Source organism: Microcoleus sp. A003_D6, assembly GCF_036702825.1.
Classification (GTDB): Bacteria; Cyanobacteriota; Cyanobacteriia; order Cyanobacteriales; family Microcoleaceae; genus Microcoleus.
Genome location: NZ_JAUBWA010000036.1, coordinates 5,731 through 31,452 on the forward strand (window position 1 = coordinate 5,731; position 25,722 = coordinate 31,452).

Here is a 25,722-nt window from a genome sequence, read left to right on the forward strand (position 1 = left end):
AATCATAGCTAATTTGATTGGGGAATTTTAACCGCAGATGAGGGCGGATGAGCGCTGATGAACGCGGATATGATGGGATTTATCTGCGTTTGTTTGCGTTTATCTGCGGTTGCAAAAAAGATGATTAAATCTAAGATTCCTGTGGCTTTGACTGTGGCTGGTTCCGATAGTGGCGGCGGGGCCGGGATTCAGGCGGATTTGCGGACTTTTGCGTTTCACTGCGTGCACGGTACGAGTGCTTTGACTTGCGTGACGGCTCAAAATACTTTGGGGGTGATGCGAGTTGATGCTTTGTCTGCGGAGGCTGTGGCGGCTCAAATTGAGGCGGTGGTTGGGGATATTGGGGTGGATGCTGTGAAGACTGGGATGCTGTTGAACCGGGAAATTATGGCGGCGGTGGCTTCACAGGTTGAGGCTTTGGGAATAGGGAATTTGGTTGTCGATCCGGTGATGGTTTCACGATCGGGCGATCGATTGATTGATGATGGGGCGATCGCATTTTTGCAGGATGTTTTGATTCCAATGGCTGCTGTCGTGACTCCGAATCGGTTTGAGGCGACTATTTTGAGCGGTTTGGAGATTGATGCTGTGGATGATATGCGGGTGGCGGCGGAGAGAATTCACAGTTTAGGGGCGAAGGCGGTTTTGGTGAAGGGCGGCGGGATGGCGGGAGATTTGCGGGGAATTGATGTTTGGTTTGACGGTACGCGGTTGGATGTGTTGAAGACTGAAAATGTTGATACTCCCAATACTCACGGGACTGGTTGTACTTTGAGTGCTGCGATCGCCGCTAATTTAGCATTAGGTAAAGATTTATTTACAGCGGTGACCTTGGCTAAGGAATATGTGACTAATGCTCTCAAATATGCTTTGGATATTGGGGAAGGTCAAGGGCCAGTAGGTCATTTTTTCCCGCTTTTAATGAAGTAAATTGTGAACTCATCCCTTCTTTTCCCTTCTTCCTTCGCGTCCTTTGCGTCTTCGCGGTTCGTTTAATTTCTTAATTTCTCAGGCGATAAAGCGATCGCCACCAAGTCTTCAATTTTCTTAATATTCGGATCGCCGGCCAAATAACCAATCCCTCGGTGCAAGTGCAGGCGAAATTGTTTGGCTAGAGTTTCTTTTTCTGTGCCTAAATTGTCTTGATAACACCGCTGTTTGAGGGCCATTATCAAGATATCAGCCATGTCGCCGCCGAAGACATCCCAGCTTAATTCGACGTTGCTGTCGCTGGGAATTGGTACTGGGGATGGGATGCTGGGTTCGGCGAGCGATCGGCAAAATCCCCACCTGCACAGCACGTTCCAGCGATCGATTTTAGTCGATCTTTTGAGTTTTGACAGTTGGTCTTTGGCTGTTTGGGATAAAAGGATGCGATCGACTGGTGGTTCCATAGGTTGATGATTTGTTACCGCAGATGAGGGCAGATTAACACGGATTAACGCAGATGATAGCATGAGATTGTATCTGCGGTTTAGAAGTTATTGACTATTCGTTTAATTTCTACTTTAGGGTTGCCGAAATTGATGAGCAAGCAGACGGTTAGTTTTGTAGCTTTTATAGCATTGAGACACTGTGCCATTTCTCTTTCACCGATTGATTTAATAGCTTTTAGTTCTACAAGCACGGCTCTTTCCACCAACACATCTGGGATGAATTTGCCAACGATTATATCTTCATAATGGACATAAATTGTAAACTGAGGTTCAACCAACATTCCTGTTTTCCGAAGTTCATAAACCAAAGAATTCTGATAAACTTGCTCCAAAAATCCACAACCTAAAGTATTTCCTACCTTAAAAGCACAACCAATAATTTTTTCCGTAATCTCATTAAGTTCCAATCTGCGTTCATCCGTGTTCATCTGCCCTCATCTGCGGTTCAAAAAATCCCACATCCAAAACTCTACCAAAAATCACCTTCTGCTACAATATAAAATCCAATCTGCGTTCATCAGCGCTCATCTGCCATCATCTGCGGTTCATTAACAAATTTTTACACGGCGCGGGCTTGATTAAATCTGCTGTTTTTGGTATTGTATTTCTAGTAGGATTTATCCTTAATAATGGGATGGTGGCAAAAATAAAATTTTCGCCACCATCCCATTATCCTATATACTACCGCAACTGCCCAGCAAAGTCAAGGGGGTTGCGGCTATTTTTTAGCCTGAATTTTTATTCCCAAAAATAGCCCGGTTCGACGGTGGTTTGGTGTTTGGCGGAGTCGTATTTGAGGAGGTAGCTGTGGGCGATCGCCTCTAATTCTTGGAGTTTTTCGTATTCTACTTTGCTAATTTCCGTGTCTGTAGAAAGCAGGATGACTTGGTGGCTGGCCGAGGGGAAATAGCGTTCGACTAGGTTGTTTCTGTGGGAGGAGTCGAGGCGGCCGAGGGGAGTGTCGATCGCGACTGGTAACTGTCTCCCAGAGACTCGGGCCAATCCCCACAAAAAGGCGATCGCCAGCAATTGTTTTTCCCCGGCTGAAAGTCGGTGTTTGGGTACTGGTTTGCCTTCTGGATCGTAAATGGAGAGGCTAAATGTTTGAGTGTCGATCGCAACTCTGTGCACGAGGTCGGTTTTGTGCAACAGGTAGCGGAAACAGTCGGTAATTTCTATTTCGAGTTTGTTGAGTTTTTTGAGGGTGAGTTTTTCTTTAAAGAGTTTCAGGGTGGCTTGGGCTTTGGCGATGGAGGCGATGACGTGTTGGCTGTTTCTGATGGTGATGAATTCGCTGCTGTAGCTTTCTAGTTCTTTTTGGTTTTTGCCTAACTCTCTCTCTAATTCATCGACGCGGCGGTTTGCTGATTCCAAGGCTGCGGCTGCGATAGCGACTGCTTTTTGGGCTTTCCTAACTTCTTCTTCTAGTTTTTCGTAGGCTTCGGGGGAAGCGGCGGCTGCGAGTTGTCTATCTGTAAAGTCGATTTCTGCTTCGATGCTTTTGATTTCTTCTATTTGGTCGTTGGCTAGAATTTGCTGGGCTTTGATTTGGTAGCTAAGGAGGTTTTCGAGTTGCTGGATGCTGTTGTTGTCGGCGTTCATCCAGGGCGGAGTGTCTGTTCCCGCTTGCTGTTCGAGTTCTTGGTTTTCTTGGCGGATGAAGTCTTGAATCTTATCTAGCTGTTGGGGATTTAACGAGATTTCCGCGATGTAGTTGAGAAGGCGATCGCTTCTTTGTTTGATAACATTTTGGGCAATCTTTGCTTGCTGCTGGCTGGCTTCTGTTTCTGCTTGAATTTTGGCTTCACTTAGTAAGGGCGAAATTAGGGCTAGTGGGAGCGTATTTGAGGCTAATTCCATCATGGATTGACGGGTTTTTTCTGCCTGATTTCTGTAGTCGTTTAGCTGTCTGTCTAGCTGACTGCGATCGGCTGCAATTTTCCCGCCTTCAGAAATAAATTTGTCTGATGCTTGTTGCTGATTTTTTTGAGATTTATCTAATTCGTTTTTAAAGCTGGCTTGTTCTTGCTTAGCTGAGTCTATTTCATCAGTAATTTTCTTAAAAGTTTGTTCTATTTTCTCTAAAGCAGCCAAGTCTTTTTTGCCAGCAATTTCTTTCCGCTTGCGGCCGGCTAATATTTCTAAATCGACGGCGAGGCGTTCTGCTAATTCTAAACCTAAAAGAGATTTAATCGCCCCGACGACAAACTCCGGCGGTGTTTCGAGTTCGGCGAGTTCTTTTACTTGTTCGCCGTCAAACAGAAATAGGTTGGATATTCCGACGGGCAAAAGGGTTTCGATGTATTCGTCCCAGGTGTTGGTAATTGCTTTGTCCGACCACCAATCGCTGACAATTTCGCTGTATATGAGAATGCTTAAGTTATCTTTGATATCTAATTTTTTCCAGTATCTAACTATTTTGAATTGAGCTAATTTGTCATCTTGAACTTGTTCAAATGTTAGTTCTACGCGGGTATCTTCTAATGGGGGAGTGTGGCGGTTGACGCATTGATTGAGAAAGTCGCTGTAGCTTAAATTGCCTCTGGTGGAACATTGGGCGCGGCCACCGTAGAGGGCGAGGCGAATGGCGTCCATGAGGGTGGTTTTGCCGCCGCCATTCATGCCGCCAAATAGGATAACTGGGCAGGGATTTCCGTCTTTTTCGGGGCGGAGATTGATGGTTTGGGTGCCTGCATAGGGGCCGAAGTTTTTGAGGACGAGTTCGAGGAATTGCATTGTAGATGTATATGTTGTTGGTTGGTGGGGGGGGCGGTTCGGCAGCGGATTTGGTAGCGGATTTAACGGATGGGTGGTTGGTGGGGGGGGCGGTTCGGCAGCGGATTTTGTAACGGATTTAACGGATGGGTGGTTGGTGGGGGGCGGTTCGGCAGCGGATTTTGTAACGGATTTAACGGATGGGTTGTTGGTTGGTGGGAAAATATTAGGAAGGAATTAGATTTGATAATTAATTAGTGACTAATCATCCGTTACATCCCTTATAAAATACGTTGCTAATCATCCGTTACATCCGTTACAAAATCCGTTGCTAATATTTCCCCCCCTTGCTACCAATCAATTACATCTGTTGAATCTTCCTCATGGTTTTGGGGCGGAATGCTGGGAGGTAAGGGGAGTTCGGCATCTGTTTCTTCATACGATCGTGAACTTCCCCTCATCCAGCCTCTGCCACTTGTTCTGGGCCGCCACAAGTATGGTTGAATGTGTTTCTGCCAACCTTGTACAGATTTTGGTGGGAGGATGCGGTGATATTCTAGTTTGCTGCGTCCAAAGTTTATAAATAAACCTACTTGTGCTCCTGTCGCTGCTAGGTAAGCTATTATTTGAGCTTTATCTTTATCGGTCATTGGATAATTTACGGCTTTATCCTCTACTACAATACCTTGATTCACCCAATGGTCTAGATAGAGGATTCCCATCCAAACTTGACCGTCGTAAATTTGTTTGGGATATTCCATTTCTGTGGTAATTCCAGATTCTATCATTTCTGCATCAAAGGCTCTTTGGTAATGTTTTTCTCTTAAACCTTTTTGCGTCCTCCGGTGTACTCTCATTGCACAGCCGATGATGATGTATGTCATATCCTGATGGGGAATATTAGGATCTATCATGGTCGTAAAAATTTGGTAATTTAAACGATGAGGGTTTGGTAATGCTGCGGTTAGTTGACAACCATTATATGCGATCGCGCGGAGTGGCTGTCAACAAGTTTGGGGTTTAACCGCAGGCGGTTGCGTGCTAATCTTTGCTATTTTCGTCTCCTACATCTGGAGTAGAATATTTGATATCCGCCCAAGATAGCTGCTTCCCTTGATTGCTATTGCTTTCGAGTTCTTCTTTAAGTTTGGCAATATCAACGGTATCGTTTTTTGCGGAACTGTTGGTTTGGGCGATCGCATCTTTGAATTGCTGAATGTTTTCCGTCGGATTGGCTTTAATATCTTCCACCGCTTTTTTTAAATTGCGTTGATAGTGGGCGTTGCCAATCGCTTCATCCCTCGATCGCGAACTGGTTTCAAAGCATTTGTCCAAATCCGCGTAAATGCCTGTACGACGGGGTTTCGTGTAGTATTGGCGTTCTGTGTCGAGGAGTTTGGCCATCAATTCGAGGTGCATTTTGTCCTCGCTGCAAATTTCTTCGATCGCAGTCCATTCATCGCTACCGAGGAGTTTTCTTTCGGCGGCGGGACGGGAATCTTCAAAAGGTTCGCCCGTGACTTCTTCGTAAATCCGGGGCAAAGAGTCGTCGAATTCGTGTTTGTCTTCCAGCCAAATGCGGCGGATTTCGCTAAGTTCTTCCGGGGTAATTAAGGTGATGTCGCGCATTTCTAGGGGTGCGGTTTTGCGGATTTGGGTTTGTGCTTCCAAGACTCGTCTCAGCCAGTGTTCTCGCCAAAATTTGGTGTAGGGCCCTGGGATGGGTTCGACGGAGGTTGTGTCGTCGCCCATGTTGCGTTCAAACAGTTCTACTCTACCGTAAATGCGGCGGAAGTCTCTTTTTGGGCGATCGTTTTTAATGTCTAATTCGTTGCGAATATCGAGGAGAGGCTGCATCCATTCTTTTTCCTCATCGTTTTGAATCATTGCCTCCATTGATTTGTCTTGGCTTACCATTGTGCAAACCCAGCAGCCAAAGCGAGAACTGCCGCAGCTAGGGGTAGAAGTATCGACAACTAAAGGACATTCATTATCTGCCGTTGCACCTCGATACATGGTAAATAAATCTTTGTTGCTATTGTCCCAAGGATTAGGCCACTGATTCAGATAAATCCAGACTTCATCAGTTCGCCAATCTTCAATCGGACTATAAATTAGGGAATTAGGGAGACTAGGACTCTGATAAAGCAGAGATTTAATGGAACTAGAATTATCATTTAGACGGTCACTCATTCGACCTATTTCATGTTTCTCCATTGAAACAGCGCGTTTAATGCTTTCAGCTTTGCGAGTACCCAATATAAGAATTACTTCTCCATTGATTCTCACCATATCACGAACAAACCGATTAGAAGGAAGGATTTTCAGGCGTTCAGTACACCAGCGAAATCCATGTCTCGGTGCTGGGTAGCCTTTTCCCATCAAGTTTACCCAGAAAGTATCTTTGACATCGGGATAAAGCATATAAGGTTCTATTGGGAGCTGCTGCTCTATAGCAGCAGACTTCATCTGTTTTAATGACTGACGTACCCAAGTAGAAACAATCGGGTTTTCTACCAGTGTATCTGTTGTGATTACATATATTTTTTTCGTTCTTTTTTCGGGTGGTAATTCTGCTATTGCATACCAGATAAGCTGCACTACAGTAGTGCTATCTTTTCCTCCTGAATATCCTACCACCCAGGGAATATCATCTAAACAATATAAATCTCTAATTTCTTGACTTAATTTTTTTATTTCTTCCACTAAGTCCCTAACGGTACGGGGTGGAAAAAGTGGTAGCATTGTTTCTGTCATGTCTTCAACCTCAGTTAAGTAATTAAGCTCTAAATACATTCAGCCGATGCCACTCTAGGGATTCAAGTCTTGGTAGATATTGGTCTGAAGTTGGCAGGAGAATAGTTTCACTATGAAAATCTTTCATAGTTCTGGCATTGGGGGATTCCTCTTCTAAGTCATTAGCGACGATAATTCTGTAATTGTCATCTATAGCAAACCAACCCTGGTCAAAAGCCCAATGATGATTTTTACACAAAGATATCCCATTATTAATTTGATTGTCATAAAACTTTGAAAATGGCTTAATATGTGAGCCATCTACAATATTTTGAGTTATGTTCCTGATGACTTTTAATCGACAAAATGCACATTTGTAATCATATGTATGTACTACTGCCTTCCTGAAGACAGCATTTCTAACAGCCGACCTTGTTAAATAGAACCTCGGTTCTGTATCAATATTCCCTGCTGTCTCTGATATTTCAGTTTCTGTCTGAGCAACATTTTCAAAGTCTTGATTAACTTGCAAAATATCTCCGAGATCATCCCTATTTGATGAAAACCATACAGCTACCAGTGTATCTATTAATTCCGAACGAGAGTTTTGGTCTTGGAGTAAATTGAATAATTCACGATCCCAACTCGCGTATTCTACAGCTTCTCTTAGCTTGTTAGTCGTTTTAGGTTTTGAACCATTAAATCCAGACTTAAGCGTGTTATGCCAGAATCCATCGCTTTCCAAATGCCAAAATGGATAGTGCAAACCACGGAGGTGAGAGTCAGAACCTAAGACATCCCAATACTTGTTAAATGTTTTAATCAAATCATCTGAAACATAAATTCGATTATCCCTAATTATTCCTTGAGAAATTAGGTCGATGATTGATAATAGTAATATGGGTTTATGATTAGCTTTACCACGTTGGCGTGTATTACTTACATTAAGAGCGGCAAAACGTTGTCGATAGTACGCTAGATTCTTATTTTCGGACACTTCTCCTGTAGTCATTTTCTCCTCCAGCTATGATTAAATACAATCAGACCTAAAATTTTACACTATTTGGAACAGACGGTTAAGCACCGGATTGCAAAACCATAACGAAGAAACCAGACAATTTAAGCAGTATCAGCAGACTAAAAAGTAATTTTCTAGCCTAAACTGGTGATAATTATATCACTGTCCGCGTGCATCTGCGCTTCCAAAATCCATCCCATCCCCCGAATCAAATATGTCCTACAGCGACTTCAAAACGATCGACCAAGCCGTCTCAACCCTGGATCTAACCGTTGAAGACATTCCCCACTTATTCAGCCAAATCACCCCGATCGCACCTTCAGAACGCCTCAAGCAAACCCTAGACGAAACCTTAGACCTAGCATCCAGTATCAGCACCGAAAAAGCTCGATCGGAATTAATCATCACTCCCATTCTACTCGAAATACGGCGCACTTTCAACAACAAAATTGGCTACTTTTCCGGCAACACATTTAACGTAGAAGAGAGCAAAGGATTAACCGGGGCGTGTGACTTTCTCCTCAGTGCGTCCAGCAATCAATCATTAGTTACAGCCCCAGTCTTGACATTAGTGGAAGCCAAAGACAACGATATTAGAATAGGATTGGGACAGTGTGCGGCTCAGATGGCAGCAGCTCAAATATTTAATGCCCGGAAAGGGCAAGAACAATCTGCAATTTATGGAGCAGTTTCAACGGGTACAAACTGGAAATTCTTAATTCTAGAAAATCAGTTGTTAAAAATTGATTTGACTGAATATTTTATTACTCAGCTAGACCAAATCTTGGGCATTCTTGCAGAACCGTTTCGACGCTATTTTAATTAAAGTCACAGATTTTAGCGTGTCACGGGCGTCGCGCCTGTGGTACACCTGCGGTTTCCAAGCCCAACCGCTTTTTCAAATAATCAGTCATCCAACTAACACTCGCCCTCGACTTAGAAATCCCCCCTTTCAACAAAATCCCACCCTCCCAATCAGGATTAGAAATCGACCAATCAACCTGCCGCAAAAAGCTCAAACGTTCCTCCCAACTCTCAGGAAAAACCGACAGCAAAGCAGCCCCAACTTCCCCCAAACTCTCCAACACAACACTGTGACAGTGCACGCAATCCCGGCGCATTTCCCCCGCCGCAACTTGTTTGTGCAGAACTAATTGCCAATCGGGAATAAAACTGCTAACCGCATTCCAATAATTAACCGCCTGTTGTATTTGCTGAGTAAGTTCTTCCTCTTTTTCCTGTTTTGTGGCGCGGTAACGAGAGGGTTTCGCGTGTTTGTTGCTGTGGATGTTGGACAGGAAAGCTATCATAGCGCGATCGATCGCACTCAGCGCAAACAATTTGTGCGATCGCCCGTTCAAACTCCCCCTCTCCATCTCAGTCAAACACCGGAAAACCTCAACCTGCTTAACAACCGCCTTCACCACAAAAGCGCGATCGTCCCGGTGGTTGTAAAGTAGACTTAGCGACGCCTCCAAAGGAACTTGAAAACCGTTCAAATCAGCAAACATCTGCTGCGATTTTTCCAACCCAACATCGAGAAACAAAATCAGCGCCACCGTCTCATATCCCAACTGCGGATTTTCCCTCAAAGCCATCTCAAAAGCCGCCTGCCGATGCTGTCCGTCATTAATAGTAAACTTAGCATCCATCGGCACTCGCAAGCGACCGATTTTCCTTTCCTCCGCCTCATTTCCCACAGCTTCAAAAGTAATATCCGCATCAATCGAAGCAGCAATAGCCCCACAAGTATAATTTGTAGGATTCTTGACAAAATAATCAGCAATTTCGGGAATCCTAGCTTTGTTAAGTGCGCGTTTCGCCCGCATAGACGGCGGCAAATCTTCAGATTCAAAAGGAAACAATTTCGGCAAAAAACGCACCGGACACATCGACACGTAATATTCGCGGCCCGCTTGAATTCCCCGAATTACCGGCAAAATGTATTCAAAGGAAGGAGTAGACATATTTTTTTGTGAAACCGCAAATACACGCCGACAAACGCAAAGGAATAACTCTTATCTGCGTTTATCTGCGTTCATCTGCGGTTTAAATAAATAAATGATTGACATCGTGCAATAAATATGGTATGAAGTCTGGGGACTGTTTTCCATTACTCAAGTATTTCACAAAACTTTTTAAAAAACAAGAGTTGACATAAAGTTTAACTCATGATATTTTAAAAAAAATAGCCTAATTATATAAAAAATGCCAATGAGTACCAATCCAGCGGATGACCTCGCTAGCAAAATTTTAGAAAAAGAAAATAGCGACAGACAAGAAATCGCACTTTTATTAGATAATTATTTAGGAAAGGACGATCGCATTTTCGTACAAAAAACCCAGATGGGAAACACTGAAGCATACATCGGTTCAGTCACCCTAGAATGGTTAGATTCTCGCGTCCGTTTCGCTTCGCAAATGCCGCTTTTCCGCCAAAAATTCGACCTACAAACGAACAACATCGTCCGCGACGACGAAACCATTGACGAAATTATCCAGCGTCCCTTAGATTGGTCGCGCCAAGCCGCCCTCACTCAATATTTAGCAGCCCGAAAATCGCACAAATTTCCCGCAGTTTTAGTAGTTGTCAGTCCCCCGTGGGTAGACAATCCTCACGCCGAGGAATGGGATAAAAATGGCGTAGCAACCAAATCTGCTGCTGAATTTACATCCTTTGATAAAAACGAGAACTTAGGGCTTTTGAATGTCTCTCAAAAAGTCTCAATTTTTGCCTTAGACGGCCAGCATCGGCTGATGGGAGTTCAAGGTTTAATGAGTTTAATAAAAACCGGAATCCTGCAAAGATACAACAAAAATAAAAAACCTGTCGGCGCTGCAATTACTCTGGAAGATTTAGCAGAAGAGTATCAAATCGATCCCGAAACAGTGTATAAATTAGCTCACGAAAAAATCGGGATTGAGTTTATCCCGGCGGCGGTAGCGGGGGAAACGCGACAGCAAGCACAACGGCGCGTGCGATCGATCTTTGTGCACGTTAACCTCATGGCGGTAACGCTGAGTCAGGGCCAGCTAGCATTATTGAACGAGGACAACGGATTTGCGATCGCCGCCCGAAAAATTGCCGTCACCCATCCCTTATTAAAAGAGCAAGAAGACAGAAATCCCCGCGTCAATTGGGACAGCGCGACAGTGGCAGCAAAATCAACTGTCTTAACCACATTGCAAGCGCTGCAAGATATGTCCGAACGGTATTTAGAATACAAATTCCCCCATTGGAAGCCGGAACGAAAAGGTTTAATTCCCATGCGCCCGGAAGATGACGAACTGAAAGAGGGAATTGAAGAGTTTAAAAAATTGTTCGATCATTTAGCAACTTTACCCAGCTATCAAAGAATTGAAAGTGGCGAAGAAACGACTGAATTGCGCCGATTTAGTTTTGAAAAGCCAGGGGGCGAGGGAAATATTTTGTTCCGTCCAGTCGGTCAAGTTGCTTTAGCTAATGCTTTGGGAATTCTAGTATTTAGAAAGAAACTTTCCCTGAAATCTATTTTCGACAAACTCCGCAGATTCGATGTCGATGAAGGATTTAGCCACATGGACAATCCTGAGTCTGCCTGGTACGGGATTTTGTACGATCCGAATAAAAAGCGAATGCTAGTTTCTGGAAAGGATTTAGCGACGAAGTTAATTGTGTATTTGGTTGCAGGAATTGAGGACGATATGGATCGAGCTCATTTGCGGCAAGCGGTGGCCCAAGCGAGGACTTTTGAGGATAAAGCTGTTAGTTTTAATGGCAGATTTGTGCAGCCGCAAGAGGTAGGATTGCCGCCGGTGCTTACCTAAATTTTTATTCTGATGGTAGCAGTCAGAGAACGACTACTTTCGAGCGGAGTTAAGGTTATTTCTTGATTATGATTGTTGCTGATTGCGGAAGCTATCGATAATGTCATTGATTTCTTCAACGGCGACCGTTTCTTGGTCAGATTTGGCATAGATGATGAGCAAGATGAAACAAGTGGTTGATGTGACTTGATAAATAATGCGATAGCCTCCACTTTTTCCTTTACTGATGTCGCTGTTTTTGGCTCTTACTTTGAATACGGTGTAGCCCGTACCGGAAATGCGATCGCCTGGACATTCGCCTGCTTGCAACTGCTGTAGGAGAGGTTGCAAGTCGGTTTGAATTTGGCGATAGCGTTTGGCGAGGGTTCGGAGTTGGCGCTTGAATTGATCTGCAAACAGAACCTGGATGCTGGGTGGTTCAGACATCAATACCATCCCAAAGTTCTGCGATCGGGTGAACTTTGCCGTCTTCTACTTCCTGAAGCGCAATCCGGAGGCTGTTGAGGATATCTTCTTTAGATAGCTCGTCTTCGTCTTCTTGAAATAGTTGACCCAGGGATTCCAAAATCAGGGTTTCGATCGGCAAGTTGAGTTGGCTAGCTTTCTGAAGAAGCTGCTGTTCTAACTGATCGGGGATGGTGAGGGTAATTTGCATGGGGTGTTCCTCTCGTTATCACAAACTTTCAAGCGCCGACTGTATTTGACTTGTTAGATAGCTAACTACTGCGATTTCTTGCCGCTTCTAATTTTCGGCGAATTGCGGCTTGAACTTTCTCATCAAAATCAGGATCGCCGGGACTTGCAATAATCCTCAGCGGATGCTGATTGATTCTGTCTAAGTACGCCTGAAAAGCGGCTCGATTTCCACGATGTTTAAGAAAATACTGTTTTAATTCAGTATTCGACATTGCATTATAGTTAACTTGGCTCATCAGCAAACTCCCCATTGGGTAAAATCTGGAACTCAAGCTCTTCATCGTACCCAGCCAATATGTATACGTTACGAGTGCGATCGTCAACACAAATAAGATGTATCGGCTGAAGCATGGTGTAGGTCAGTTGATAACTGATGCGATATAAACTCTTTAGCTGGGCAGCAGTAGGCATTTGTCAATCACTCAACCTAATACTTATTTTAACATATAGTTCAAGGAAAATTGTATATTTATATTATCACTTTTAGCAATTTTTGTCGCTAGAACAATAGTACAGAGCGCGATCGCACCAAAGTTTACATCTCAATTTATATACATTATACCGCTTCCTTTAACAAAATTAATTCTGCTCCTACAGGCAAATGATCCGACTCAGTTGCCTCCAAAACCGAACTAGATTTAGCACCCCAATGCTTTGAATACCAAATATAATCAATCCGGAAAACCGGATAATTTAATCTCCAATTCGATTTTTTTACCAAGAATTTAAGTTCCCAACCGTGAGGCCAGGTAAAACCAAACCCCCATCCCGATTTTCGGAAAGAATCTTGCATGACTTTCTGCACCCTGTCATAGTCTTGAGTTTCGTCTGTCATATTAAAATCGCCCGCGACAATTACTGGCAGAGTTTCTCGCTCAACTCGCTGCACTAAGTCTTGAATTTCAGGCGATCGTTTGTCATATTTGTAAACTGGAATTTTTAGAAAACCCCATTTTTTAGATAGTTTCAACCACGGCCCCGTAGCTTGCATATTATAAATCACTACTTCTTGTTCGTTAAATTTAATAATGGCCCGCTGCTGCGTTTCTGGATGGCCGGCTAAGTGCAGTATTTCGCTCGATACAATTGGATATTTACTGAGAATTCCTACAGGGTGAATGCCAATTTGATAGGGGTAGTCTGCTTTTAACCAGGTAAAAACTCTTTTGGTATTTTCCGGAACGATTTCTTGTAAAAATATAAGATCGGGTTTTTGCTGGTCAATCAGTTTAAATAAAGTAGGTGACTGAGTTTTATGCCAACTCAGGTTATGAGATAGAATTTTGATTCTGGGGTGCGAATCTGTGATGTTAATGGGTGCGGGAGAAAAGTATTTAATGTGCAGCCAACTTATTAGAAGAATGCAGGCGATCGCCGAAATAATAGTGAACCATCTTTTTTTGATAATTAACAAGCCGATGATGGGAAGCAGGAAAGCAGGGAAGAAAATTAAGGGGCTAAAAGTGCTAATTAAGGCAATAATCCACAGTCGATCCCAAAAGATTAGTTTGAGAACCAAATAGGATATAATAAATGCTGAGTAACTGTAAGCGAGAAATATTGCAGCTTGCTTTAAGCATCTCTGGATTATATCTTTTGGGATGTGCTTCATTGGGAACCTATTAGAATAAGAACTTGCTTAAATCGAATTCTTCATTTGACCGATGTTGATTGTCTCTTTGTGAAATCAAAACCAACAAAAGGCGATCGGTATAATCCGCCGCACCCCGCAACTCTTCGCGCAAAATTTCCAGTCCACCATTAGCATATTCTTCAAAAATTTGCAAGCGTTCTGCTTCCAATTGTTCGTCGATATGGGAGAGAATTTGAGGATTTTTGGTTTCGGCGATCGCAATTAACTTAATCGCCATATCGTAACCCCTCGATACAAAGATATCAACATCGATCGCCCCCGGTTCTCGTTTAGAAATTTCCCCCAAAGGCAAGCGTTTTTTCCGCTGATTTCCCAACGCTGCGGCAAACGCGATGACATCGGCGTAAGTCTGAAAAGGCCCGGAGTTGTTATCCGATAAAGTTAAGGATTTGACTAAATCAGCTTTATCTTTAGCAATTCTAATTCTGTTAGCACCCATTGCAAATTAATATCTAATTTTTAACAATTATACATCTGGCAAGAATCTAATTCTATTCGCCACCCGGCGGGTTTTGTATCTAAATTGTTGGCTGGATATCTTGTATTGCGCGCTCAACCCGCCCCTTGTATCTTTAAAGAGGCAAGCGGATCGCGCCGTCAGTCAGGCGGTGGTAGAGACACGGCAGTGCCGTGTCCTCCGTTTATATCATTCCGATGCTAACGGAATTGATATAACAGGTCAAAAAAAGCGGTTGAAACCACCGAGTTTGATCGAGAGGGTTTCTAATCCCTCTAAATCTTAATAGTTTCTAAAGTTTTGAGCGCTTCTGCAACGTGTGCCTTAAAGTCCAACATCGAGTCAAAAATATGCTTGACAACACCTTGTTTATCAATCACATAAGTTACTCTACCCGGCATAATCCACAGTGTAGCTGGAACGCCGTACAATTGCCGAACTTTATTGCCAGTATCGCTCAAAAGTGTAAAAGGTAACTGATATTTAGCGGCGAATTTCTCGTGAGACTGCTGCGAATCTTCGCTAATTCCGATGACTTCTGCACCTGCGTCTTTGAAGACTTCGTAACTATCTCGAAAAGCGCAAGCTTGGGTTGTGCATCCCGGTGTGTCGTCTTTGGGGTAAAAATAGACGATGACATTTTTTTTACCTTGAAAATCCTTGAGACTGACTGATGTACCAGTTTGAGATGGTAAAGTGAAATCCGGTGCGATATCTCCTACTTTGACTGTCATGTTTTTTGTTTAACGATTTGGCTTCGGTAGATGTTAACCTTTGCTATTGTAGCAGTTAAATGAACTCCCGATCGAGAATTATAACTAAGTTTGTAGTAAAGACTTCAGTCCTCTTTACTTGCTTCTCTCTCCTCTGCGTCCTCTGCGTCCTCTGCGGTTCATTAAAAAAATCTATTTCATAAATCAACAGTAGCAAAAATTATTAAAATTAGTATAATTTCCAACTATTTATTGTGCATCTTTGGATAAAATCAAATTGAGCACGTTCAACTCGTTGGAACTCAACAGATACTTATCAGTAAAAATTTTGGATCGACTTTGTTCTAAACTGTAGCTTCTAAACACGATAAATGGGAAGTCTTGATATTTGTGCCCGATCGGCATTACACTATCTACAGGATACATTTCTCGCACACAAGCCGACAAAATATCCCGAAACCGCCTGTCTTCCGGTTCTTCCAGCTTACTGTCAGCAAAATACTCCTGCATTTCCTCCCCGCTGACAAAAGCAAACAAAGGTATAGCATAATAGCGATCGAACTGCTGACTCTGCTCTTCAAAATACTGAGTTTTCTCCACATCGCCGTTGAGAAACTGCAAAAGCTCGATCGCACCTCCTCTAATTGCCGATATTACATTCTCCGGGGACGAATCGCTATCCCTAATTAGACGCATTTTGTCCAGCAACTTCTTCTCTAGACATTCCTTAATTTCTCGATGCAGCGACATCTGGTATATTTCTACCAAATTTTGCTTAGCTAGAGGTACGAGCAACAAACTACCGCAAACATGACCGAGTTCTAAATTATCATACCTCAACAAACCATCAAGAGGATTGCACTTTTCCGAAAATTTACGATTAAAATCGTCCCGCATTTCCAGATAGAAATCGCCCTTTTGACGAGACTTATCAGAATTTTTTAAAAGAAACTCCCCGCGACCCAAAAGCTGTTCCAGACTCGTATAAACCTCCTTAAACAACATATTTCCTCGCTGGCTCTCGCTCTTTAATGTCTTAATTAGAGCAGCCATTTTGCTGCTAAAAGTATCCCCGACTGCGGAAACCGACTTACCGCCAATCGGAATCATCAAAAACTTATCCCTACCTAAATAACCGTATCCCGAAATTCGCGTCATCACCGCAGTCTTCAGAATTAGCAATAAATTCAACAAACTCAACTTGCTTTCTTGCAGGGAAAGTTCCGCATCATCAGCATAGTAAACTGCTGTATCAGACAAGTAAAAAACCAACTCTTTAGCTTCACCATCCAGCGTATTACCGTGTTCATCTTCCCCGCGCCCGCGATAAATCACCTGAATCACCTCCATCAGATTTTTCTCAATCTGAAAGCGGGGAATATCCACTAAAATATGCTTAGTTTTCGGGAAAGACAAGCCGCGACTTCCCGATGCAGTCATGAAGATTACTTTAGCTGTATTTTTATATTCCTGTATTTTTTCTTTCTCCTCTTCCGAGATATTCGCGTGAATTTCTAGATAATCGGTAAACTGCTCAAACGTGTCGCGACTATCTTTAATTTTATTAATTAATTCAGTTAATCTTTGCTTGTTCTGAATGTATACTATAATTTGTTCGACACCAGGCTGTGCCAATATGCGATCGATGTCTGCAACTATTTCCGATTGTACTGATTTAACTAAATCATTATTGGGCTTTAAAGAAGTATCTTCTTTGTATTTGACAGCTTCTACAAATACCTTATAAGTTATATCTAAACTGCGGGCTGGGTAGGAGTTTGCATTGATTACTGTTGCAGGTAGCCGTTTGAATTCAAAAGGAGTGACTTGTAAAGGTTCAATGACATCCGAATTTTTTGGTAATTTTTTAAAGTAGATTTTATCCGGTTCCGGTGACGTGTTCTCAAGGTGTTGTTTAATTACATCGCAGTCCACAATCGAAGCATCTGCTACAATAATTTTAGTATTAAAACCATGTTCCAGCTTGTGCAACTCATGATTTTTAACCATCTTGGCAATTCCGTCTAAGAACTCAACGCCACCGTCATCTCCGGTGATTTCATCGATCATAATGAAGATGTGTTTGATGCGGCTGGATATTTCTTGCATCTTAGCGGAGATGACTTGGTTATCCCGTTTATTATAAGTATCTTGAAATATCTGTTCTAAATAATCAAGGGTACTTTGTCGATTTTCTTTCATCCTTAAAGATTGGATGGAAACCGTAGCTACAATATTATTTGAAGTTTTACAGTTAATCAGGCTATAAATTCCATTGCAAATGCTATTTAGCACTCCCATAGTTTTGAGGCTAGCTGGTTTAATTACGGTTTCATTTTTTCTTTCAATTTGTCGCTGGTGGTATTCTTTTGCCTGAACTTCGGGATTGTCTTTGAGAAAATGAACCGTTTTTTCTGTAAAGTTTTCGCTACGGCTATTGGAGGCGTACTTGACAGTACGTCGGCCAGCATTACTTGCAATAATGTCTGAGTTTGTGTTAATACAGAATAATCGATCATCACACAGCAAACCAGTATTTTTATCTTTGAATTTTTCGATGATATCTAAGTTTACTTGCTTGCGGGGACTGACGTAAAGGAATAAGAAACCGTCGTCGATATGGGTTTTGAGGAAATTGGCGATCGCAGTTGTTTTACCTATTCCCGGATTGCCAGTCAAAAAGATATAAGTTTCATCAGACTGAAGCGCTTTCACAATCAATTGGGCGTGAGCATTTCTCAAATGCAAACCGCGATCAATTTGCAATTCATCTGCGAGTTTATCTGATATAATATCAATGGAATTAACAAAATTGTCTATCCGTTCAGTATGACATACAGGTTCAGTGACATTTTTTCCAATTCCTAACAAAGAATCAACAAACTTTCTGCCTTCTTTAAAACTGCGAGCCGCGTTGAGTTGAATAACATCTAAAACTTCGCGGCGAGCGTCGCTAATCTCTTTACCTTTCGCTTCATTCTGGTAAATCTGAGCGCAAGTTGCTAATAACTTAATTTTGTCCTGGCGTAGGGAAATAGCACTGATATTGCGATCGCCATAACCCACCACATTAAACAAAACCTCAGCATCACTTGAAATTATACCCGTTTGTTGCAGAAATCCATAGAAACTGTGAGCGTAGCTACCAGCCTGAATTAACTTAGCGCTTTCCTTATCCTTATACTTAAAAGCTGTAAAAAAGCGTTTTAAATCCTCCGAGAAATCTACACCTAAAGTGCTGGTATCCATCCGCAGATTAGAAAACACACTTTTCGATCGCAAATAGCTAATTTCTCTCATCAAATATTTCCGTATCACCTCTATTTCATTGATATCCTCCGGTTTTGGAGCTAGCGTCGGAGAAAACACAGACAAATCAACGCACAGAATTCTAAAATCATCCCCATACTGTAACAGCATCAGCGTATCAGCCTGCAAAAACTCACCCTTTTTCGAGTAGCGGCGGATGTACGAGTTAATCTCATCATCTGATAAACTAAGTTTGGCAGTTGTCAACTGAGACAATAACTCTTTAAACGCTTCTTTCTCACCCTTGTTATAGGTTCTGATACTGTTAGCATCACTAAAACTGCACTGACAATACACAATTTCCAACCGCTGCAAATTCTTCCAGCCACTAGATTTCACGTACTCCCGGAAAAAATTTAACCCACCCAAAAAGCCTTTTTGGACAAAGAACAAACTCCATTTTTCAACGATTTCAGCATCTAAACTAGCCAGCAGATTAGCTTCTCTGACGATTTCCGCCGTCATCTTTGGCAATTTGAGCCTCTGCAAATCCAGACGGTAGGAATCACCAAAATTGTGACTTAAATTTTCCCGCTGAATATATGCCAGAATCCCGATATTGAAGCCTACTTCAAATAGCCGTCCAAAATCTTCACTTATCATTATTTTGTACCTCCCTCAGTTACGCTCAATACTTCTCTTACCTTATTCAAAAAAGCCAGCGAGTTAAAATCGGCACTCCCGCCAGCATGACTAAATACAGATAAAGCACCAACTGAATCATCGCCGATAATATGAGCGTAGGGATCGAGTTTCAAGCTAATATTTTGACGAGCTTCATACCGAGAAAAGTGGAAGATTGTTAAATAGTGCAGTAAAGTATCTTTAATTTCACCATCGTACATCAAACCTTGGCGAATATCTTGGTCATCGAGAATGCCTTCGTATATATTCAACAGTGTCGAGTAGGAAATAACACCATAGTAAAAGTTCTTTTCCCCTTGCTCTACTCTGATACCATTAAATAGATTGAAAAACATTACAGCTTGTTGATTAGGATCTTTTGATAAACTTTCAAGTTCCGTCGTATTCTGAATGTAGAAAGATTCTCCTTTGTGTTCTTTAGGACTGCGGACGTAATATTTATCAAAAAATACGGGATAAATCCTGATATCTTGGCGCTCTCCTTTCAAAGTTTGGAGGAGCTTTTTAGACATAAAAAACAATTCCTCATCTTCATCAGTCTGGGTAATGTGCAGCGTGCTTGTGTAAGGTGCTTGTGCAATATACAGGAAATTGCGATATCCATATTTATATAGCTGGCTGACAGTATCTTCAAGAATTGATGGCTGACTGTAAAGGTGTTGAACGCTGTAATTTTCTGACAAAGTTTTCAGCATTCCGACTTGAATTGTATCCTCTGACAGGCGTTTGATTCCCGCAACTTCGCCTAACAAACAGGTTTTTCTCTGAAATCGATCGCTATTACCTTTTCTTGCATCGCTTTCGCAACTTGATACGACAATAATTGCTAAATTATCCAACTCTGGAGATAGTGGAACATTCCTAAACTTAAATTTTTTAGGAAGGATTGAATAAAGGGAACTTAAACCGTTGCGGATACTGTAGCCATTTGGTTTTCCCTTGATGCGAAACCCTTGAGAAGTCGATCGGTATTTTTCACTAAACAGATGAGACAATGTTTTGGAAACGTTAGCCATAAATTTTTCCGACGGCGAAGGGTTATTGTGGTCGCCTTCGTGAAGTCTCACCATCGGAATAAACAAATTCTTTTTCTGATTGTGTAACAAGATTTGCAGGCAAATATAAGACAGCAGTGAAACAGAAAATTTGTAAACAAATGCTGCATCTGATTTCAAACCGTCCTTGCTATCTAAACGTTTATTATTATAACGAAACAACAGCAATTTATACTCCTTGAAAAAACTGCTGTTATATACATTCATCAGACTTTCAGGAACCAAAAGTATAGGCAAAGTATCGATGTCCTTAATGTTATATTCCATGCTGAAATTTTGGAACTCATCAGTAGAAAAATAGCGGACATCTTCGATGGTGATAGTGACTGGTAGCTGACAGATAGCTGTTTCGTTGATGCTCGATTGTTCGACGGCGATATACTGGAGTGATTGTTTGGGATTTCGTTGCAGAACATCATTAAAAAATCTACCAGTCGTTAAAGCGTTATCGATGTCTTCTAAAATACCTCTTTTGACGCTGATATGTCGCGGTTCTGTGCGAGTTGGCAAAATTGTCTGCCTATCTAGAAAGTTTTTTAATAGTTGCTTGAGACGGTTTATTTTAACTTCAACATTATATTCATTCAGCCCTCTGATGATACCTTTAAATATCCGCATTTTCGCCTGTTCATCAGAACCCTGCAACACCGGCATTACGGCGGATTCAAAGCTTTGTATCGGATCGTAAGTTAGTTCAGAATCAGGGTTGTAATCAGTTGCTAAAGGATTGCTGCGAGAAGCAAACACAAAATAGTACAACAACGCTATTTTTAATACTTTGCGAATGAAGCTTTCGCTAGTGTAACTATCGGCTAATTCTGCTTTGTGTTCCTCACTCTCAGGATTGAGCAAATTCAGGTTATAATCAAATACAGGTTCACCGCCGCGTGCTTGAACTTCGTTGCCAAATTTCAGTTTTAAACCAAAAATATATTTACGTTCATTCAAATGGCTGTCTGTGGTTTCTCCCAAGTAACCTGCTACAATCGGAATGATGGGAAGTGCATCTAAAACTTCCGCTCTGGAAAACATATCTTGATAATTAACTGAGACACCGGCATAATTGACATTATAATAGCCATCTTCTTTTGTGCGATCGCCAATGTATGCTTCGAGCAACCTGAGACGCCGGATCGAGTCTTCTAAATAGACGATCCCAACACTATCTGTGCTGCTATTGCGAATATTTTCTAGCAGATACTCCAAATAGGTGATTTTAGCTTCTTTATTCAGCTTACCTAGAGTTTCTTTGTCTACAAGTTTGAGCAACTTGTGGAAATCAGAATTTTCATCTTTAACCAGCTCATCAAGCCGATGATGCAGTTCTTGCTTTTCGCTTTCATTCTCAGCATTTTCATTAATGTAATTCTCTAAACCCTCCTTCAGTTGTTGCTGAAAGATGTCTGAATCTCGCACAGCAATAGTCAATTTATGCAGCTTCAAAATTGCTTTTGTCCCAACACTATTTGGGCGCTGCAAAGTTAGCTTCTTTTTTGCTAAAGTAGGAGAGGGTTTGGCAAAATCGTATTTGAAACCTAAGTCGGTACCATTTCCTTGAAAACACCGTGATTCTAAAGGCTCAATTAAGCTAGCCACGAAATCTGCAATAGCATCATTCCCTCCCACGAGTGATGCTATATGTTGTCGCAAATATTGTCGAATTTGTCGAATTTGACTGCTAAATTGAGTTTCAAGTTCGGGAGTGAAATTGACTGTAGCAGAATGTGCTAAACGTTCAAAACCACCCAAAGGATGTCGCACGCTCATACTCGATATTTGAGCAGCTACCGCGTCAATATCTATTAACAAACGGCGCCGATCGCCCGAAACGCTAAACGGGTTTTTCCCCTGCAAAACTTCTAAAATCTTGTCCAGCAAATCGCCATAGTCTACTGGAACTAAGTCGCTGTCATCCAATCTTAAGCTGTTCACCCTGTTAACCCCTTCAAAAAGCTTGAATCCATTCTTTCACGTCGTACTCAGTCCAAACCCCATTTACCCAATAAGGATCGGCTTCCACCAATTGTCGCACAGCCGCCTCATCTTCTGCTTCGTAAATTGCAAAAACTTTAGTTAAGTCTTTTGTTGGCCCGATCGTACTTAATACTCCCGATTCCTTTTGCTTAGCCAATCCTGCTAAATGAGCGTCCCGAAACGGAGCGCGTTTTTCGATAACATTTTCGCAGTAACTTCCCCACATCACATATTTGGTCACGCTTTTGAGCCTTAGATGAATTTGTTTAAAAATTATTGTACAATAGGAGTAACAGGATTTAACGAAAATTTTAAGGATTAAGATTAATTAACCGCAGAGGGCGCAGAGGGCGCAGAGGAAGAGGGGAAAAAGAGATGTTTGTTGGATAGGAGGAGAAATTTATGACTTTATTAGACATTCGCCTTTTGACAGTTGCAGAATATCACCGCATGGCAGAAATTGGAATTCTTGACGAAGACGAACGAGTAGAATTATTGGCAGGACAGATAGTAAGGATGGCAGCAAAAGGAACAGCCCGCGGTGCGGCGCTGAAACGGACTGTAGAACTATTGCAGAACCTTTTATGGGGGTTAGTAGTCGTAGGGTGCGTCGCCCTGAAAAATCCCTAACTAAATATGGAAAATGTCATAGCGACGCACCTTGAACCATGTTTAAAAAAATCTTGTTACCAAATAATTCTTGGGTTTGTTGGCTGAATTCGTTATGGTACAGGTGCGTCGCTATGGTATTGTCGATATTTCTCAGGGATTTTCGAGAGCGACGCACCCTACGGTTAGCTTCTCAAACTAACGCCGAATTTCTCAACTAAAACATCGCGAACTTTTTGTTGTGCCGGTTCGACATCGGTTTCGCTCAAAGTTCGATCGCCCGCGCGGTAAATTAACCGAAAAGCCAAACTCCGCTGTCCCGCCGGTACGTTGTCGCCCCGATACTCGTCGAACAGTTCCACCGAATCCAGCAAACTACCCGCTGCCTTTTTCATCGCACTCTGCATCTCAACCACCGGAACTTCAATCGGTGCGAAAAATGCAATGTCTCTGTCAGAAGCGGGGAAACTCGAATAACCCGCGAATTTGCGAGTCGAGTTGCTGCATCGCCCTAATTCACCCAACAGCACCGCTAAATCTAATTGAAACACGTAAACCTGCTCCGGCAAACCCTTTTCCTGCTGCAATTGCGGGTGCAACTGTCCGAATACTCCTAAATGTTTCCCGTTTAACGATAACGCAGCGGTGCGGCCCGGATGCAAGCGTGTATTCGAGGAATCGCTTTGATATTCCACCGACAAACCCAACTCTTGAAATGCGCTTTCCAAAATACCTTTTGCCTCAAACCAAGTCAAAGGTCGATCGCGCCCTCCCTGCTGCCATTTCCACACAGTCGGATCGCCGCCAATAATCCCCGCAACTGCATCGGCTTCCTTCATTGTGGGGTGGGCATCCTGCCCGCCATCTTCCTTCCAGAAAATGCGGCCGACTTCAAAACCGTTTAGCGCCCCATTTCCCTGTTCCAAATTGTACCCGAAAGCATCAATCAAACCCGACAGCATCTCAGTCCGCAAAGCCGAATACTCCACAAACAGGGGATTCGCCAGCACAACCTGATTTTCTCCCTCAGTTTTCACCAAAGAATAGTGCATCAACTCCGTCAAACCGGCCGCCCGAAAAGCCGATCGCACATTCCGAATTGCCGCGTATTCCGGTGACAGATAACCGGGTTCCGTTTTGCTGGGCAAAGTATCGCAGAAATTGTCATAACCGTGGAGTCTGGCAACTTCTTCAATTAAATCAATTTCCCTTTCTAAATCGCGGTAGCGGTAAGGAGGAACAGTTATCCCAAACACCCGTTCTTTTTCCGTCGCAACAACTTCGCAGCCCAAAGCTGTCAGAATGTTTTTTACCTCTTCCGGTTCCAGATATTTAGAACCGCCCGTTTGTCCTCTTTTCAACTGTCCCAAAACCAGATTTACTCGGTCTAAACGCAATTCGAGCGATCGCGAAAAACTCAAATCTTCGCCGGAACTCGCCGTTTTCTGCACCGTCGCAGCGCCTCCAGCCAATTCCACAATCAGGGCTACAGCGCGGTTGCAAGCCGTCGTCAAAGCCGCCTGATTCACCCCCCGCTCGTAGCGGATCGATGCCTCGCTCCGCAGGCCTTGAGCGCGCGCAGAACGGCGAATCGTTGCCTGGTCAAAAATCGCTGCTTCTAAGACTAAATTTTGCGTTCCTTCGTGAACTTCCGTATCTTCGCCGCCCATTACTCCAGCTAAGGCAACAGGCTTGTCGCTAGCAGTAATTAACAGATTTTGAGCTTGCAAATTGCGGTTTTGTCCGTCCAAAGTTTTGAAGGATTCGCCTGATGAAGCAAAGCGGACGCCGATGCTGATATCTTGAGTACCCGTGAAAGATTGCAGGCGATCGCGATCGAAAGCGTGCAGCGGTTGTCCCCATTCCAGCAAAATGTAATTAGTTACGTCAACCACATTATTAATAGGCCGCACTCCCGCCGCCTGCAACCGCTGCTGCAACCAAGCTGGAGAAGCAGCAATTTTCACACCTTCAATTGCCGTGCCGATGTAAATCGGGCATCCTTGCGGTTCCGATATTTCTACTGCCAAACTAGGACTTTCTTTGCCCTCAATCGCAACACCATTCGCTTCGGGAATTCTCAAACTCGCCCCAGTCAGCGCCGCCACTTCCCGCGCTACGCCCACCATGCTCAAAGCGTCAGCCCGATTGGCAGTTGCTGTCAAATCTAAAATGACATCATCTAAACCCAAAAGCGGGCGAATATCGCTGCCCAATTCTGGATTTTCTAACTCGAAAATGTGAATGCCGGCCGACTCTTTAGATAGGCCCAATTCTGCCAGAGAGCAAATCATTCCTTCGGAAGGAACGCCCCGCAGTTTAGCAGGTTTAATCTTTAAATCAATAGTCGGCAGAAAAGTTCCGACAACAGCGACAGGCACGTAAATGTCTGCCCTAGCGTTGGGTGCGCCGCAAACAATATTCAAAGCTTCACCAGAACCCACATCCACTTGACAAACTCTCAATTTGTCTGCATTCGGATGCTGTTCGCAGGCGATGATTTTGCCCAAAACTACGCCGTTTGCCCACGGGCGGCGGTCTTCGATATCTTCGACTTCAAACCCGGCCATTGTCAGAGTTTCGGCTAATTCTTCCGGGGATATCGACACATCCACCAATTCCCGCAGCCAGTTTAGAGAAATACGCATAGTTTAGTCAGTAAGCTGTTGTGCATTTAAATTGTATATTTCGAGTCCCGATCGAACAATCGTCAAATCCTCTCCCCCGATCCCCATCGGACCCTCTCCCTCTCTAATACCATAGGCAATCTAGATGCAACACAGCTTAGTCATTAGTTATTAGTCATTAGTCATTAGTCAGCAGTCATTAGTCATTAGGAAAAATCAAAAATTCTGACCGATGCCTTCTGACCAATGCCTTCTGCATTCTACCTTCTGG

At 42.9% G+C, this 25,722-nt stretch carries 23 protein-coding genes; 5 read left to right on the forward strand and 18 right to left on the reverse strand.

From position 1 onward, the window contains the following. The first annotated feature begins 120 nt into the window (after window positions 1-120). Window positions 121-930, forward strand: coding sequence for a bifunctional hydroxymethylpyrimidine kinase/phosphomethylpyrimidine kinase (gene thiD / locus QUB70_RS12340; protein ID WP_332980624.1), 810 nt, complete (start codon window positions 121-123; stop codon window positions 928-930). 62 nt (window positions 931-992) lie between these two features. Here thiD and dndE read toward each other — a convergent pair whose 3' ends face one another. The 3 genes from dndE to dndD all read right to left on the reverse strand — a co-directional run bounded on the left by dndE (window position 993) and on the right by dndD (window position 4,172). Further along, window positions 993-1,394 (reverse strand): DNA sulfur modification protein DndE, encoded by a 402-nt coding sequence (gene dndE, locus QUB70_RS12345; protein WP_332980626.1) that lies wholly within the window; start codon window positions 1,392-1,394, stop codon window positions 993-995. Window positions 1,395-1,474: 80 nt separating this feature from the next. Continuing rightward, complete coding sequence (locus QUB70_RS12350; protein WP_332980629.1) at window positions 1,475-1,864, reverse strand: GxxExxY protein; 390 nt, start codon at window positions 1,862-1,864, stop codon at window positions 1,475-1,477. 310 nt (window positions 1,865-2,174) lie between these two features. Next, complete coding sequence (dndD, locus tag QUB70_RS12355; protein WP_332980631.1) at window positions 2,175-4,172, reverse strand: DNA sulfur modification protein DndD; 1,998 nt, start codon at window positions 4,170-4,172, stop codon at window positions 2,175-2,177. Between dndD and QUB70_RS12360 the strand changes: the two genes are divergently transcribed. Next, the gene (locus tag QUB70_RS12360; protein ID WP_332980633.1) at window positions 4,147-4,392 is read left to right on the forward strand and encodes a hypothetical protein; all 246 of its coding nucleotides are present in this window, start codon (window positions 4,147-4,149) and stop codon (window positions 4,390-4,392) included. The genes dndD and QUB70_RS12360 overlap by 26 nt on opposite strands. Window positions 4,393-4,501: 109 nt before the next feature. Here QUB70_RS12360 and QUB70_RS12365 read toward each other — a convergent pair whose 3' ends face one another. From QUB70_RS12365 to QUB70_RS12375, 3 genes are all read right to left on the reverse strand, one after another. After that, complete coding sequence (locus QUB70_RS12365) at window positions 4,502-5,065, reverse strand: GxxExxY protein (protein WP_332980634.1); 564 nt, start codon at window positions 5,063-5,065, stop codon at window positions 4,502-4,504. Between the two features lie 127 nt (window positions 5,066-5,192). After that, complete coding sequence (gene dndC / locus QUB70_RS12370; RefSeq protein WP_332980635.1) at window positions 5,193-6,908, reverse strand: DNA phosphorothioation system sulfurtransferase DndC; 1,716 nt, start codon at window positions 6,906-6,908, stop codon at window positions 5,193-5,195. Between the two features lie 22 nt (window positions 6,909-6,930). Next, a complete protein-coding gene (locus QUB70_RS12375; protein ID WP_332980636.1) occupies window positions 6,931-7,899 on the reverse strand; it encodes an HNH endonuclease in 969 nt (322 codons plus the stop codon). Between the two features lie 220 nt (window positions 7,900-8,119). Here QUB70_RS12375 and QUB70_RS12380 point away from each other — a divergent pair, with 220 nt between their 5' ends. Continuing rightward, entirely contained in the window at window positions 8,120-8,731 is a 612-nt protein-coding gene (locus QUB70_RS12380) for a hypothetical protein (RefSeq protein WP_006632975.1), read from the forward strand. Between the two features lie 19 nt (window positions 8,732-8,750). Here the strand turns inward: QUB70_RS12380 and dndB are convergent, their stop codons facing one another. Next, entirely contained in the window at window positions 8,751-9,872 is a 1,122-nt protein-coding gene (gene dndB, locus QUB70_RS12385; protein ID WP_332980638.1) for a DNA sulfur modification protein DndB, read from the reverse strand. Window positions 9,873-10,119: 247 nt separating this feature from the next. Between dndB and QUB70_RS12390 the strand changes: the two genes are divergently transcribed. Continuing rightward, window positions 10,120-11,712 (forward strand): DGQHR domain-containing protein, encoded by a 1,593-nt coding sequence (locus QUB70_RS12390; protein WP_332980639.1) that lies wholly within the window; start codon window positions 10,120-10,122, stop codon window positions 11,710-11,712. A 66-nt stretch (window positions 11,713-11,778) separates the two neighbouring features. Here QUB70_RS12390 and QUB70_RS12395 read toward each other — a convergent pair whose 3' ends face one another. The 10 genes from QUB70_RS12395 to QUB70_RS12435 all read right to left on the reverse strand — a co-directional run bounded on the left by QUB70_RS12395 (window position 11,779) and on the right by QUB70_RS12435 (window position 22,456). After that, window positions 11,779-12,138 carry a type II toxin-antitoxin system RelE family toxin gene (locus QUB70_RS12395; RefSeq protein WP_242723688.1) on the reverse strand — a complete coding sequence of 120 codons (360 nt, stop codon included), beginning with the start codon at window positions 12,136-12,138 and terminating at the stop codon, window positions 11,779-11,781. Beyond that, window positions 12,131-12,367 (reverse strand): hypothetical protein, encoded by a 237-nt coding sequence (locus QUB70_RS12400; protein ID WP_332980643.1) that lies wholly within the window; start codon window positions 12,365-12,367, stop codon window positions 12,131-12,133. The genes QUB70_RS12395 and QUB70_RS12400 overlap by 8 nt, the downstream gene beginning before the upstream one ends. A gap of 61 nt (window positions 12,368-12,428) precedes the next feature. Then, on the reverse strand, window positions 12,429-12,644 hold the full coding sequence (locus tag QUB70_RS12405) for a DUF6887 family protein (protein ID WP_332980644.1): 216 nt from the start codon (window positions 12,642-12,644) through the stop codon (window positions 12,429-12,431). Further along, window positions 12,631-12,819, reverse strand: coding sequence for a DUF6888 family protein (locus QUB70_RS32695; protein ID WP_442927778.1), 189 nt, complete (start codon window positions 12,817-12,819; stop codon window positions 12,631-12,633). The genes QUB70_RS12405 and QUB70_RS32695 overlap by 14 nt, the downstream gene beginning before the upstream one ends. A gap of 145 nt (window positions 12,820-12,964) precedes the next feature. Then, the gene (locus tag QUB70_RS12410) at window positions 12,965-14,020 is read right to left on the reverse strand and encodes an endonuclease/exonuclease/phosphatase family protein (protein WP_332980646.1); all 1,056 of its coding nucleotides are present in this window, start codon (window positions 14,018-14,020) and stop codon (window positions 12,965-12,967) included. A gap of 10 nt (window positions 14,021-14,030) precedes the next feature. Continuing rightward, entirely contained in the window at window positions 14,031-14,501 is a 471-nt protein-coding gene (locus QUB70_RS12415; RefSeq protein WP_332980647.1) for a DNA phosphorothioation-associated protein 4, read from the reverse strand. A 293-nt stretch (window positions 14,502-14,794) separates the two neighbouring features. Further along, a complete protein-coding gene (locus QUB70_RS12420; protein ID WP_332980648.1) occupies window positions 14,795-15,253 on the reverse strand; it encodes a peroxiredoxin in 459 nt (152 codons plus the stop codon). 228 nt (window positions 15,254-15,481) lie between these two features. Beyond that, window positions 15,482-19,144, reverse strand: a complete 3,663-nt coding sequence (locus QUB70_RS12425; protein ID WP_332980651.1) for a helicase-related protein — start codon at window positions 19,142-19,144, stop codon at window positions 15,482-15,484. Then, window positions 19,144-22,173: a hypothetical protein gene (locus tag QUB70_RS12430; RefSeq protein WP_332980653.1), complete on the reverse strand. Its 3,030-nt coding sequence runs from the start codon at window positions 22,171-22,173 to the stop codon at window positions 19,144-19,146. Before QUB70_RS12430 ends, QUB70_RS12425 begins: the two co-directional genes overlap by 1 nt. A 13-nt stretch (window positions 22,174-22,186) precedes the next feature. Next, the gene (locus QUB70_RS12435) at window positions 22,187-22,456 is read right to left on the reverse strand and encodes a YciI family protein (protein ID WP_332980655.1); all 270 of its coding nucleotides are present in this window, start codon (window positions 22,454-22,456) and stop codon (window positions 22,187-22,189) included. 161 nt (window positions 22,457-22,617) lie between these two features. On the opposite strand from QUB70_RS12435, the gene QUB70_RS12440 reads away from it, so the two are divergent. Beyond that, on the forward strand, window positions 22,618-22,845 hold the full coding sequence (locus tag QUB70_RS12440; protein WP_332980658.1) for a hypothetical protein: 228 nt from the start codon (window positions 22,618-22,620) through the stop codon (window positions 22,843-22,845). Window positions 22,846-23,009: 164 nt separating this feature from the next. Here QUB70_RS12440 and pheT read toward each other — a convergent pair whose 3' ends face one another. Next, a complete protein-coding gene (pheT, locus tag QUB70_RS12445; protein ID WP_332980659.1) occupies window positions 23,010-25,472 on the reverse strand; it encodes a phenylalanine--tRNA ligase subunit beta in 2,463 nt (820 codons plus the stop codon). Between the last annotated feature and the right edge of the window lie 250 nt (window positions 25,473-25,722).